9 protein-coding genes are annotated in these 12,717 nt (G+C 66.7%); 5 read left to right on the top strand and 4 right to left on the bottom strand.

Going from position 1 to position 12,717, the window contains the following annotated elements; genetic code table 11:
- The first annotated feature begins 23 nt into the window (after positions 1-23).
- The 5 genes from hsdR to BBK14_RS37765 all read left to right on the top strand — a co-directional run bounded on the left by hsdR (position 24) and on the right by BBK14_RS37765 (position 6,692).
- Positions 24-2,471 carry an EcoAI/FtnUII family type I restriction enzme subunit R gene (gene hsdR, locus BBK14_RS11835; protein WP_071061915.1) on the top strand — a complete coding sequence of 816 codons (2,448 nt, stop codon included), beginning with the start codon at positions 24-26 and terminating at the stop codon, positions 2,469-2,471.
- An 89-nt stretch (positions 2,472-2,560) separates the two neighbouring features.
- Positions 2,561-3,160, top strand: a complete 600-nt coding sequence (locus BBK14_RS11830) for a type IV toxin-antitoxin system AbiEi family antitoxin domain-containing protein (protein WP_071061980.1) — start codon at positions 2,561-2,563, stop codon at positions 3,158-3,160.
- Positions 3,157-4,053, top strand: coding sequence for a nucleotidyl transferase AbiEii/AbiGii toxin family protein (locus BBK14_RS11825; RefSeq protein ID WP_071061913.1), 897 nt, complete (start codon positions 3,157-3,159; stop codon positions 4,051-4,053). Before BBK14_RS11830 ends, BBK14_RS11825 begins: the two co-directional genes overlap by 4 nt.
- Before the next feature lies 1 nt (position 4,054).
- Positions 4,055-5,563, top strand: a complete 1,509-nt coding sequence (locus BBK14_RS11820) for a class I SAM-dependent DNA methyltransferase (RefSeq protein ID WP_071061910.1) — start codon at positions 4,055-4,057, stop codon at positions 5,561-5,563.
- The gene (locus BBK14_RS37765) at positions 5,556-6,692 is read left to right on the top strand and encodes a restriction endonuclease subunit S (RefSeq protein ID WP_131802240.1); all 1,137 of its coding nucleotides are present in this window, start codon (positions 5,556-5,558) and stop codon (positions 6,690-6,692) included. The genes BBK14_RS11820 and BBK14_RS37765 overlap by 8 nt, the downstream gene beginning before the upstream one ends.
- A gap of 76 nt (positions 6,693-6,768) precedes the next feature.
- Here the strand turns inward: BBK14_RS37765 and BBK14_RS11815 are convergent, their stop codons facing one another.
- From BBK14_RS11815 to BBK14_RS11800, 4 genes are all read right to left on the bottom strand, one after another.
- A complete protein-coding gene (locus tag BBK14_RS11815; protein WP_071061907.1) occupies positions 6,769-8,475 on the bottom strand; it encodes a GmrSD restriction endonuclease domain-containing protein in 1,707 nt (568 codons plus the stop codon).
- Positions 8,476-8,512: 37 nt separating this feature from the next.
- A complete protein-coding gene (locus BBK14_RS11810) occupies positions 8,513-9,748 on the bottom strand; it encodes an ornithine cyclodeaminase family domain (protein WP_071061904.1) in 1,236 nt (411 codons plus the stop codon).
- Between the two features lie 123 nt (positions 9,749-9,871).
- On the bottom strand, positions 9,872-11,086 hold the full coding sequence (locus tag BBK14_RS11805; RefSeq protein WP_071061902.1) for a hypothetical protein: 1,215 nt from the start codon (positions 11,084-11,086) through the stop codon (positions 9,872-9,874).
- On the bottom strand, positions 11,079-11,897 hold the full coding sequence (locus BBK14_RS11800; RefSeq protein ID WP_071061900.1) for an alpha/beta hydrolase: 819 nt from the start codon (positions 11,895-11,897) through the stop codon (positions 11,079-11,081). Before BBK14_RS11800 ends, BBK14_RS11805 begins: the two co-directional genes overlap by 8 nt.
- Between the last annotated feature and the right edge of the window lie 820 nt (positions 11,898-12,717).

Below are 12,717 nucleotides of genomic sequence, written 5' to 3'. Positions count from 1 at the left end.
ATGCGGTGACCGCTGTATATGGGATGACTGAGGAAGAGACATGTCGATCATTCGTCATGCCTGCTCTCCGACAGTCGGGATGGTCCCCTGAACAGATCCGGCCACAGTTCCGCATCAATGACGGACGTCTGACCCCCACGCCGAGACGTCATGTGCACGGCGACCCCCTGGTAGCCGACTACGTGCTGGAGTACGTGCCGGACATGCCCATCGGGGTCGTCGAGGCCAAGCGCTGGCGTGTCGACGCCAACGACGGTGTGGAGCAGGCGCGCCGGTACGCGGCGAAGCTCGGGTTGTCCTTCGCCTACGCGACCAACGGCCGCCAGATCGTGGAGATCGACTACAGCAGTGACCCACCCGCGATCCGAGAGATCGACCGCTTTCCGTCGCCCGAGGAGCTGTGGGCCCGGTATCTGGCCGGCCTGCAGGCGGATTCCGGCATCGGGCGTGAGCTCCTGGCGGCACCCTACGACCATCACCTGAGGAACCCCGACAACACGGCCAAGCGCCCGCGTTACTACCAGCGCGTGGCGGTGGCCCGTACCCTGGCCGCGATCGCCCGCGGCCAGAAACGCATACTGCTGGTGCTGGCGACCGGCACTGGGAAGACGATGGTTGCCCTCCAGACGGTGGCAAAGCTACAGAGGTCCGAGTGGGTCCCCGGGCGTAAGCCCCGAGTGCTGTATCTGTCGGACCGCTCCCTGCTCGTCGACGATCCCAAGGACAAGTACTTCCTGCCCGTTTTCGGCCCGGACGACGTCCACAAGATCAGCGGTGTTCCCGTCCGGGGTCGGAAGATCTACTTCGCGCTCTACCAGTCGCTGGAGAAGGGAGACGAGGAGGAGCTCTTCCGGCGCTACGAGCCGGACTACTTCGACCTCGTGATCGTGGACGAGTGTCACCGGGGCAGCTCCCGGGACAACTCGCAGTGGCGCCGCGTGCTGGAGCACTTCTCACCCGCGACCCAGATCGGTCTGACCGCCACCCCGATCAGCCGGAAGGAAGCCGACACGTTCGACTACTTCGGGGAGCCGGTATACACCTACTCGCTGGCCGAAGGCATCGAAGACGGCTTCCTGGCCCCCTACCGTGTCCGTCGGGTCCGGCTCAATGTGGACATGGAGGGCTATCAAACCCAGCCCGGGCAGCGGGACAAGTACGACAACGAGATCCCGGAGGGCGTCTACGGCCCGAAGGACTTCGAGCGGGTCATGGTGATCCTGGAGCGCACGGAGGCTGCGGCCCAGTATGTGATCGACTTCCTCCGCTCCACGGCGGAGGACGGCAGGCACGGAAAGACCATCGTCTTCTGCGAGAACAATGATCATGCTGCCCGGATGCGCACCGCTCTGTTCAACGCCGCCTCGGCGGAGGTACAGGCACGCCATGACTACGTCGTGCGCATCACCGACGCGGACGGCCCACACGGCCGGGCCCAGCTGGACGAGTTCCGCAAGGACGACTCCGACGAACCGGTGATCGCCGTGACGTCGAAGCTCCTCAACACCGGCATCGATCTGCCCGCGGTACGGAACATCGTCCTGTTCCGCCGCATCGCCTCGATGCCCGAGTTCAAGCAGACCATCGGCCGGGGCACCCGGCTATGCGCGGAGATCGGTAAGGGCTCCTTCGACATCATCGACTTCGTCGAGGCCACCCGGCTCTTCAACGACCCGGGGTTCGACGGCCCGCCGCTGCGCGTCGTCCGGGACACTGCCGACGAGCAGGGACACGTGCTCGACAGCGTGCCCGAGACACCCGAGGGCGACGCGGTCGACCTGGAGGCCATTGCTGAGTCCGACGTTGACGACCTCCCGGCCGACGGCGCTACGGGCGACATGGAGCGACCCGGCAGCGCGTTGGTCGACCCGGACGAGGTGGACCTCATCCGGTCCCGGGCCAAGCGCTACACGGTTGACGGCGTCCACGTCTACAAGTGGGGCGAGCGTCGTTACCAGTTGGACACGGACGGCCGCACGATGCGCCTGGTGACGATCCAGCAGTGGGTCCACGACCGGGTGCTCGAACTCGACCTGGCGCCGGACGGGCTGCGCTCGAAGTGGGCCGTCGCGAAGAGCCGGCGCACGCTCATCGATCTGTTGAGGGCCTCCGACATCGAGGCGGAAGAGCTGCCTTCGGAGTTCGGCAGCCCGGACGTCGATCCGGTCGACCTGCTGCTCAACGTGGCCTGGGGGCTGCCTCTGGTCAGCCGCGAGGAGCGGTTGCACCGGTTCCTGCACGAGCACAGGGACTTCCTGGAGGCCTTCCAGCCCCAGGCGCGACAGGTGCTGGAGGAGCTGTTGCTGAAGTTCGCCGAGCACGGCTCGCCGCAGCTCAAGCCCGCAACCCTGGGAGTCCGCCCGTTCACGGACATGGGTCCCGTGCCGGAGCTGGCGAAGCGCTTCGGCGGTGCGCAGCCGATGCACGAGGCGATCGACGAACTGAGCAGACGCCTCCTTGAGGCGTCGTAGTTGAATCATAGTTTTAGTTTGATGTAGCCGCGTTGCGCAGAACTAGCGTGGTCTTTTAGGTTCGCGTTCGCGGTGCTAGGGTGGGCGCCGTGCTCAGGGATCGCACGGATACCAGAGCCGCCCTCTGGCGGGTGGCCAGCGGGCAACGCGGTTACTTCACCTCCGCCCAGGCACTTCAGGTCGGCTACTCGTACCAGGCGCAGCGCTACCACGCGCAGCGGGGCAACTGGCAGCTCGTGGACCGAGGCATCTATCGCTTCCGTGAGTTCGACACCCTGCCCGGCGGCGAGGACGACCATCTGGTCCGCTGGGCGCTGTGGAGCAGGGGGCGCGCGATCGTCTCCCACACCACCGCACTGTCCGTCCATGATCTGGGAACGGCCAACCCCGCGGAGATCCACCTCACCGTCCCCCCTGGCTTCCGGCAGAAGGGCGGTCTGGTGATCCTTCACCGAGCCGAGCTTGCGCAAGACGAGATCGAGGAACGCGAGGGCTACCGTGTCACGACCCCGGTCCGCGCGATCATCGAGTGCGCGGAGGCGTCGGTCGATCAGGACGCCGTGGACTCCGCGGTCGCCGAGGCACTGGACCGTGGACTGACCACCCGGCGGGTGCTCCTGCACGCCGCCCAGCGCCTGGGCGCACGGGCGGAACTCGGAACCGAGCGCGCCCTGCAGGCGGCGCAGTGACCAGTCGCTACGGCGACGCGACCGCGCTCCGCCGGGCCATCGAGGCCCGGCTCAAGCAGGACGCGGCCGCCACCGGTACGGATCTGGCCCGCCGCCGCCGCCTCGTCGTGTTCGACCGAGTGGCCGCCCGTCTCTCCGTCGACGCGGTTGCCGGCTGGGTGCTCAAGGGCGGTGCGGCAATGGAGTTCAGGCTGCGGAGCAGGGCCCGAGCCACCAAGGACATGGATCTCGCGGCCCGTCCGGACACCGAGCCGGAACTCGACGGCTCAGCAGTCCGCGATCTCCTCATCACCGCACTGTCGGTGGACACCGACCGGGACGGCTTCCTGTTCACGGTGTCCACACCCATCGCCCTGAAGGCGGACGCGGCCGGTCGGGGTGGCTGGCGCTTCACCGTGGAGAGCCGACTGGCGGGGAGAATCTTCGCTACGATACGCATCGACGTCGTCGCGCGCGGGGACGAAATAGCACTCACCGAGCGGCTGGCCCTGCCCAACATGCTGGAATTCGCGGGAACTCCACCCAGGGACATCGAGGCCGTGGATCGCCGTCAGCACTTCGCCGAGAAGCTGCATGCTCTCACGAGAGACTACGGCGACCGCCCCAACACCAGGGTCAAGGACCTTGTGGACCTGGTGTTGCTTGTCGAGAGTGGCCTTGCAGCAGATGAAACCTTGTCCGGCGCGGTACGACACGTCTTCGCCGTGCGATCGACACACAAAGTGCCGAAGATACTCCCCGAACCCCCGCCGCACTGGACTGAGATCTACCCCACACAGGCCGCCGGCCTGACCGAGACTCCGCCCCGCCTCGATGCTGCGCTCGCGCTGGTGCGCGCCTTCTGGGCTGTGGCCTCCAAGAGTAACGAAGCTGAATCCAAGCAGAAAGATTGAGATGGCGTCCACCAACAAGAAGCCGGCTACGGCCACCACATCCAAGGCGCGACTCGCGTCCATCGTCAAGTCCGCTCGCGACACCATGCGTAAGGACGCGGGGCTCAACGGCGACCTAGACCGGCTGCCCCAACTTTCCTGGCTCCTATTCCTCAAGGCATTCGACCAGCGCGTCGAGCAGGTTGGGGAGACGCTCGATCCCGACTACCGTCCTGCGATCGGAAAAGGCTATCGCTGGCAGGACTGGGCGACGGATCGGGACTTCAGCGGAAATGAACTGAAGACCTTCGTCAACGACGATCTCATCCCATATCTAGCTGATCTTCGAAGCGTTGGTGGCAACGCCGACGACCCGCGTAACGTCCTGTCTACCATATTCAAGGACGTCACGAACCGCATGCAGTCCGGGACCCTGCTCCGGGACTTGGTGAACCTCGTAGATCAGATTCATTTTGACTCCTCGGACGACATCCATACCATGGCTTTCGTCTACGAGTCGATCCTCAAGGAGATGCGGGACGCGGCCGGTGACTCCGGCGAGTTCTACACCCCCCGCCCGGTGAACCGTTTCATGGTGCAGCAGTCCTTCCTCAAACTGGGCGAGTCGATTCTCGACCCCGCCTGCGGCACCGGTGGCTTCCTGGTCCAGGCCTACGAGGATCTGATGCAGCAGGTGGATACGGACAGTCAGCGCATGCGGCTCCACGCCGACATCCGGGGAATAGAGAAGAAGCCGCTCCCGTACCTACTGGCCAGCATGAACATGCTGCTGCACGGCGTCGGCGCGCCACGACTGGTCCGAGAGAATGCTCTCCTTCAGATGCGCGATGCTACGGCTGCAGACCGTGTGGACGTAGTGTTGACCAACCCGCCGTTCGGCGGCGAGGAAGAGCGCTCGATCGTCGGGAAATTCCCTAAAGGCTACCAGACGCAGGAAACCTCGTGGCTTTTTCTCCTTGCGATCATCGATCAACTGAAGAAAGGTGGGCGCTGCGCCATCGTGCTGCCCAACGGCAGCCTCTTCGCTAGTGGGGAGAACAGTATCGGTGCCAGAATTAAGCAGAAGTTGATGAAGGACTGCAACCTGCACACCATCGTCCGTTTGCCCCAGGGTGTCTTCGCGCCGTATACCCAGATCCCGTCGAACCTGCTCTTCTTTGAGAAGGGCAACCCGACGGAGGAGATCTGGTTCTACGAGATTTCCCCTTCGGACGAACGGCGCGGCTACACCAAGACGAAGCCGATGCGGGTCGAGGAGTTCGACTCGTGCATAGAGTGGTGGGGTGGCGAGAGGCGCGAGGGCCGAGAAGAGGGCCCAAGCACGTGGAGGGTTCTGGCGGTCGATGTTGAGAAGGAAGGCCACAATCTCGATATCTCGAACCCGCACGTCGGAGAGGATCTCGTACACCACTCGCCGGGCGAACTAGTGGAAGAGCTCCTCAAGACGGAAAACGAGATTATAGGGCTTTTGAAAAAACTGCACACGGAGATGATTGGTAGCGGTGAATAGTATTCAGCTCCGACCTCTAGGTGATGTTCTGTATCAGGATGCAGAGCTGATCGAGTTGAGCCAGGATGGTGTATATAGAATTTCTGGAATTTACAGTTTTGGGCGTGGCCTGATCCGGCGTCCTGAGATCCGGGGAAACGAAACGTCTTACCAGCGAATGGCCAGACTTTCATCGGGTCAGGTTGTCATGAGTAAATTGAATGCCTGGGAAGGAGCCTTGGCGGTTGTTGATGACTCATTTTCCGGTACCTATGTGTCGCCAGAGTATCCTGTTTTTAGTATTGATAAAAATAAGGGCAATCCCAAGTATATAGAACATTTGTTGAAATGGCCCGATTTGTGGGAAAAGCTCACGCCGCGAGGTTCCATGGTCCGGCGTAAGAGGACAACTCCGGCCACGTTGCTGTCCATCGAGGTTCCGCTTCCTGCTCTGGATGAGCAGTTCCGTATAGCTGACAGGCTCGACACGGCTATGGGGCGACTGTCGCGAGTTGCCGAACTACGTAGCCATGCCATTCAGATTTCTCGGCAACACATGAATTCCCTCCTTCGCTCAAACGGAGACCGGAGGCGACTTGCGGTTGCATTGCATCCAAGTAGTGACTATATAAATGTTGATCCTGAGGAGAGTTATCGGACCGCGGGAATTCTGAATTTMGGGCGTGGACTGTTTCCTCGTCCGGCTGTATCTGGCAGTGAAACGAAATATTCGCGGTATAATCGCCTGCATGCTGAGCAATTTGTGTATAGTAAACTCTTTGGTTGGGAAGGCTCGTTTGCGGTAGTGCCGCCTGACTTTGATGGGTTCTATGTGTCGCATGAGTTTCCGACTTTTGATATTGATCGGTCGGTCGCCGATGTGGAATACATGACCCATCTCGCTCGTTGGAGTGGCCTGCATGAGATACTCAAAGATAAGGGGAGCGGTATGGGATCGCGACGACAACGTATAAACGTTGATCGTTTTCTGGCCACGGAGGTCCCTCTACCGAACCTCGTTGAACAACGCCRTGTTGCGCGGCAGCTCACAATGGTACGGCTAGCAGTTGATTTGGGGCTGGAACAGAGTGTCCAGATCGATCAATTGCGTTCGACTCTGCTTGGCGCGGCTTTCCGTGGAACTCTATAGGTGAGTTTTCCGTCACCGACAGAGTAATCCAGGATTTTTTGTGGAGACTCGGGCTTGCCTCCGGCTTTCTGGCCGATCAATCTGCCGAGTCGCGGTCAATTGGCTCCTCAAAGAGGAGACCTTCGATCATCACCTCGTCCTTTGGGGTGGCTTCGGAGTTACTCTTGGCATTTGCGTCTGCGTTTTTTTCGGCCGAATTTATCAATTCCATCATTCGGCGGTGTAAGGTTTCCGATCTCATGCGTATGAACGTGTCGTAGTCGTCCCGCAGGGCTGCTTGGTAGGCCTCCTCCTCGACCAGGCACGTCCGCAGTCGCACGCGCAGTGGTGCCTCGCCCTCGAGGTCGGCGAGGTCCCGGAGGTATCGGGACGGCGGGCGGTCGGTCACCCAGATGTTGCTGTGCGAGGTGAGCATGATCATGTTGCCGCAGACGTTGGCCTGGGCGGAATTTACTCCGCGTGACCTCAAATATGCTTTGGGGAAGAAATGGTGGAACTCCTTGTCGTTCTGCCATGACAGGGCTTTGCCGACGTCGATGCGCTGCCCGGTGAGCAGATCGAGCGGGTCCTCGTAGGCGAGGATGAGGGCCAGGAGCTTGCTCGGGGCGTTCCGTTTGGAGAAGRCACTGCGCCACCACAGGGCACTCCGTGGCAGCGCCGCACCGGTGTCGATCTCGGTCGTCTCGCCCTTTGCGAAGGCGGTGATCGCTTGCAGATCGGGGCCCATCTGGGCCTCGCTCCAGCCCTTGAAGTACTCGCCGCTCGCGGTCAGCCAGAACCAGCGCCGCAACGCTTCGTACTGCGTGGAAGAGGGCTTCGGTAGCTGCCGGAAGATCTCCACGAGGACCGCGAACTGGTTGTAGTAGGGCAGCGCGTCGGCTGTCGGTGTGCGGATCTGGGTGCTCAGGAAATCCACCGCCCGCTCGGCGGCCTTGGCCGCCTCGCCGACGGCCTGCCGCAGCCGCTCCTTCTCCACCCCCCGCAGCCGGTTGATGTCCTTGAGTGAGAAGCCGAAGCCGGCCGCGACGGCGATCGTGCGGAGCATCGTCTTGGTGTCGACCCGGCCGTAGTTCTTCGCGTCGAGGACCTGGAGCAGCGACTCGATCTCGTCCTTGAGGTCGAAGTCCGGGCTCCACGTGCCAGCCCGCGCGACGTCGACGATGTTCATCGTCGTGCCCGTGCTGTTGATCCGTACGAAGACCTCGGCCGACTCCTCCGCCGACATGTGGTCCAGGGTCACCACGGGAACCAGGTAGTTGGTGAACTGTTCGTAGAGCTCCGTGGCGCGCTCGCGTAACTCGGGCGGGAGCGCGGCGACCTGGCTGAAGAGCTCGCCCGCCGAGCTCACCATCCGCATCGGGACGATGTGTGCTTCGGTCGACGTATCCGGCGTGCGGTGGGCGAAGTGTTCGGCTTCCAGGTCGTACACGACGTCCCAGATGCCGGCGCCGCCGTGGAGAGCCCCGATGATGCTTGCCAGTCGTTGCTGGCCGTCGAGGATGTACCTGACCGGCCGGCCTGGCCGCGGTGGCGGTACCGGGAGCCCCGCGACGGTGTCCTCACTGGCGAGCTGATCGGTCGTCTCCCACAGCAGCAGGCTGCCGATGGGGTAGTTGTGGAGCACCGAGTCCAGGAGCGTCAGCACCTGGTGCGGGGACCAGACGAACGCCCGCTGGTATTTGGGCAGCACGATCTCACCGGTGAGCACGCGGTCCGCGAGCCGGGAGACCGGTGCGATGGTCGGTTCGGGACCCGCGGAACTGCGTCGTCGGCCAGGCGTCACCCGGTCATTCTCTTCTTCGCAGGAGTGGGAGATCCGGTCAGGTCCGGTAGTCGGGGACGAGCTCGGTCGCGAGCTGCTCGAGGAACAGCCCGGCGTCTGCGACGACTCCGAGAGCCTGGGCCGAGGTGCGGTCGGTGAGGCCGGAGACGATCGACGGGTTCGTGTCGACGCAGGCCACCGGGACCGACGCCGGCAGGATGTTGCCGGTCGCGACCGAGTGCAGGGTGGTCGCGACCATCACCGTGAAGCCGACGCCGCGCAGCGCGGCCCGCATCGCCCGCTGCCCGGCGACGACGTCGGTGTGGACGTCGGGCAGCGGGCCGTCGTCGCGGACCGAGCCGACGAGGACGAACGACTTGCCGGCCTTCACCATCGCGTGCATGACACCCTTGGTGACCAGGCCGGACTCGACCGCGGCCCGGATCGACCCGGCCCGGCGGATCGTGTTGACGGTGCGGATGTGCTGCTCGTTGCCACGCTGCACCCGCCGGCTGTGCGGCGAGCCCAGGCCCAGCGCGCTGCCGAACAGGGCGCGCTCGAGGTCGAGGGTGGCCAGCGCGTTCCCGCCGAACAGCACGTCGACGTAGCCCGCCTCGACCAGGGCGGTCAGCGCGCGGGAGGCGCCGGTGCTGACCACCGCGCGCCCGGCCACCCACAGCACCTGGTAGCCCTCGGCCTTGACCTCGCGGATCTGGCGGGCGATCGCCTTGACCAGGACGGCCTGCGGCTGGGCCGCGGTGGAGCTGAACGTCGACATCGACGCGAACTCGCCGTGCAGCCGGGTCGAGTGGTCCGAGACGGGCAGGACGACCTTGACCCCGTCGATGCCACAGACGATCACGTCGCCGGCGCGGACGTCGGCCACCGGGACGGTGCGCACCCGGCCGCCGGAGACGATCAGCCCACAGTCCATCTCCGGGTGCTCGACAGGCACCCACTGCCCGTCGAGGTGCACGACGGTCTCCAGGTTCGTCGTCGAGTAGAAGTCCTCCGGGAAGACGCCGTCCGCGTCGGCCACGCACATCCGCGCCTCGCCGGGGACGAGCTTGTTCACCCCGTGCACCTGCACCCGCATCAGGATCCGGGCCAGCCTGGACGCCGACTCCGCCCCGACCGTGACCACGGCGTGCGACTCGTCGTCGTGGGTCCGGCCGAGGTCGATCTTGTCGACCCGGTAGTCACCGCCGTAGGCCAGGACGTCGTCCAGCACCCGCGCCAGCACACCGGTGTCCATCAGGTGCCCGTGCACCTCGACCTGCTCGTGGAAACGCACGCCGCCGTCCTTCCGCCGTCATCTGTCGGTCGCCGTACCCGACGCCGCGCCGGCAGGTCGGGCTGGTTGGAGCAACGCCGACGGACCGGACGCGCCCCAGGCGCGTCCGGTCCGTCGGCGCGATCAGACGACCGCGCCGTCGTCCGGTCCGTCGAAGTCCGTCGGCGGCCGGTCGCCCATGCGGGCCACGAGCGTCCCGACGCCTCCGAGAATGAGCAGGACGCCCGCGACGTCCTGGGAACGTGAATGGTTGAGCCCGATCAGGGTCGGGACCACCAGGATCGCGACGCCGAGCGCGATGGAGCCCAGCGCCCAGCGGGTGACCGGCCGCAGCTTCGGGACCGGCGGTGGTGGCGGCGGCACGTAGTGATCGTCGTCGTCCGCGCCCGGATACTCGGGAGCGTCGCGACCCGCGGTGCCGAAGGCGGCCCGCACGGCGGCGTCGAGCCCCGCGATGCCGTCGAGCGGGGAGCGGTTGTCCCGCCCGCGGCTGTTTCCCGCGCGGTCCGCTTCGTCGGCGGCCCCGGCCTCGCCCCGGCCGCCGCCCTGGCGGCCCGTGCCTGCGTTCCCGGCGCCCGTGCGATCGGTGCCGGTGCGGTCGGTGCCGGTGCGGTCGGAACCGGTCAGGCCGGCGTTGGGGCGGTCCTCGCTCGACCCGTCGAGATCCACCGGGGCGGTGCCGTCCGTGCGGCGGCCAAGCGGGGACGCCGGCTCGGTGCGCTCGGTGCCCGGGTCGGTGTCGTCGCCGGCGAGGTGGCGCCCGTCCGGCGGCATGCCGTCGGGCTGCCGACCCGCGGGCCTGATGATGATGACGGACGGCCGTCGGGGCTCGTCGACGTCCTCGGCGGCCGGCCACAGCCGCTCGCCCGGCGGCGGCTCCTGGTCGAACCGGGCGATCAGCTCGAGGAAGGCCGCCTCGTCGGCGGCCGGTGAGCGGCGCTCCCGGGGGGTCCGCCGGCCCGCCGCGCCCGCCCCGTCAGCCCCGCTGTCGGTCAGGCTCGGTGAGGCGGTGTCGGCGCGCGTGGCCCCCCGGTCCGGGGAACCAGCGGTGTCCGGACCAGCCGCCTCCGGGGAACCAGCCGTATCGGGGGAACCAGCCGCCTGCGGCGAACCGGCATCCGGTGCCGTGCCGTCCTCTCGTCCCTCGCCAGAGCCGGCGGCTCCCGCTTCCGCGTTCGGCGACTCCACCGGACGGCCTGAGCCGGGGGCTCCCGCGGAGCCCGAACCACCGGCAGCCGCTTGATCCGCCGCCGCTGCCGCGGGGGGTGACGTCGGCTCGGTGGGGATCTCGTCGGGGTCAGCGTCCGGCTGCCCGAAACCCGCCGGGTTCTCAGGCATGACGGCCCGGCCTCGGCTCGGGCTGGCCGGAGCCGGCCGGCCCCGGCGTCGCGGTGACGAAGTCGACGCTCCCCTTGAAGATCGTTTCCTTGTCGTGGTCGAGGGTGGCCACGTGGTAGCTGTAGTGCAGCAGCTGTTCCTCGGCGGGCGCGGACGTGAGACCCGCGAGCAGCAGGCGCCCGGACGTCGGCTCGACCACATGATCGGTCACGCTGCGGTAGGCCAGCACCGGGCACACCACCCGGCCGAGGTCCGCCAGGGTCACCGCCCACAGCTCGCGCAACGAGGCGAACGCCCTGGTCGGAACACGCGAGTAGCCGACCTCCGTCGCGGCGGGATCACGGATGTCGTTCGCGACCCCGGGCACCGTCGGCAGGATCCGCCACAGCAGCGGCGCCAGCGCGGCCGTCCGCCGGTCCGTGCCGAGGCTGGCGTTGACGGTGACCGCTCCCGCGACCTTGTCGCCGTGCTCCTCGGCGAGGCGCAGCGTGAGCGTCCCGCCCATCGACAGGCCCATGACGAAGACCCGGTCGCAGGAGGCGCTCAGCCGGCCGAAGGCCGCGTCGGCGGCGCCGTACCAGTCCTGCCAGGTCGTGCCGGCCATGTCCTGCCACCGGGTGCCGTGCCCGGGCAGCCGCGGGCAGCTCACGCGCAGGCCGGCCGCGGCGAGGTGGTCCCCCCACAGCCGCATGCTCTGCGGCGAGCCGGTGAAGCCGTGGACGAGCAGCACGCCCACGCCGTCGACACCGCCGCCGTCGAGATCGAAGGGCTCGGCGCCGGGCAGGATCGCCGACTCCGGGACTCCCGCCATGGTGATCCGCTCCCTCCGCGTCGAGCGCCCGCGACGCGCCCGCCGCGGTTCATGACGTGGGCGCCTCGGTGACCGTGCGTACGCCGTGCTCCGTGCCGACCTGCGATGTCGACCCGCCGTGCCGGCCCGCCGCCGCGCGGCGACCCGCGGGCGGTGCAGACCCGCAAGCGGTGCAGACCCGCGGGACCGTGCCGGCCTGCCGCCGTGCGCCGGCTGGCGTCGACCGCCGGCCCGCATCGCCTGTCGGCCCGCATCGCCTGTCGGCCCGCAGCGACCGCCGGTCACCCGACTGTCACCTGCCGTCCGTCGCCGTGCTGGGAAACGACGCCGACCTTCGCATGCTCGCACGCCCCGGGCCGACTGGCCATGGCCGTGTGCCTTTCCATCATCCTGGACGAACCGGTCGTTGCCGGAGTGTGTTCCCTCCGGTGCGCTCTGCGTGCTCCCGGCGCGTTCCCGCTGGCACCGGCCGGCAGGATGTCGGCGGGACGTCTCCGCGATGTCGGCGGGATGTCGGCGGGATGTCGGGGTACGGGATGTCGGGTGAGGTCGGTGGGATCGATGGAGATCCGCCCGCCCGGCGTGGGCCGGGCCGGCTCTCGCCGTGGCCCGCGGCGGGCCCACTCCCGGCTCTCCGGGCCCGCGCCGGACAATGACACACCGACGTCTGTGCCGCGTGGGTGGACGACGTCGTGAGGGGTCCATATGGTCACCCCGGGCAACCCGTTCATGTCCGATCCTCGTCCCGGGGTCGTGGCGCTCGCCCTGACTCACCGTGTCGGGCACGCGTCCGGCCGTCGGGTGGGTTCGGGCGCGGACG

Source organism: Parafrankia soli, assembly GCF_001854695.1.
In the GTDB taxonomy this organism is placed as follows: Bacteria; Actinomycetota; Actinomycetes; order Frankiales; family Frankiaceae; genus Parafrankia; species Parafrankia soli.
Note: the sequence above shows the minus strand (reverse complement) of the source record. Positions and strands in the feature narration are given on the sequence as shown.

Coding starts and splice junctions, on each gene's coding strand:
- BBK14_RS11820 (WP_071061910.1), top strand. CDS start 4,055: ATGGCGTCCACCAACAAGAAGCCGGCTACGGCCACCACATCCAAGGCG.
- hsdR (WP_071061915.1), top strand. CDS start 24: ATGACTGAGGAAGAGACATGTCGATCATTCGTCATGCCTGCTCTCCGA.
- BBK14_RS11800 (WP_071061900.1), bottom strand. CDS start 11,897: ATGGCGGGAGTCCCGGAGTCGGCGATCCTGCCCGGCGCCGAGCCCTTC.
- BBK14_RS11805 (WP_071061902.1), bottom strand. CDS start 11,086: ATGCCTGAGAACCCGGCGGGTTTCGGGCAGCCGGACGCTGACCCCGAC.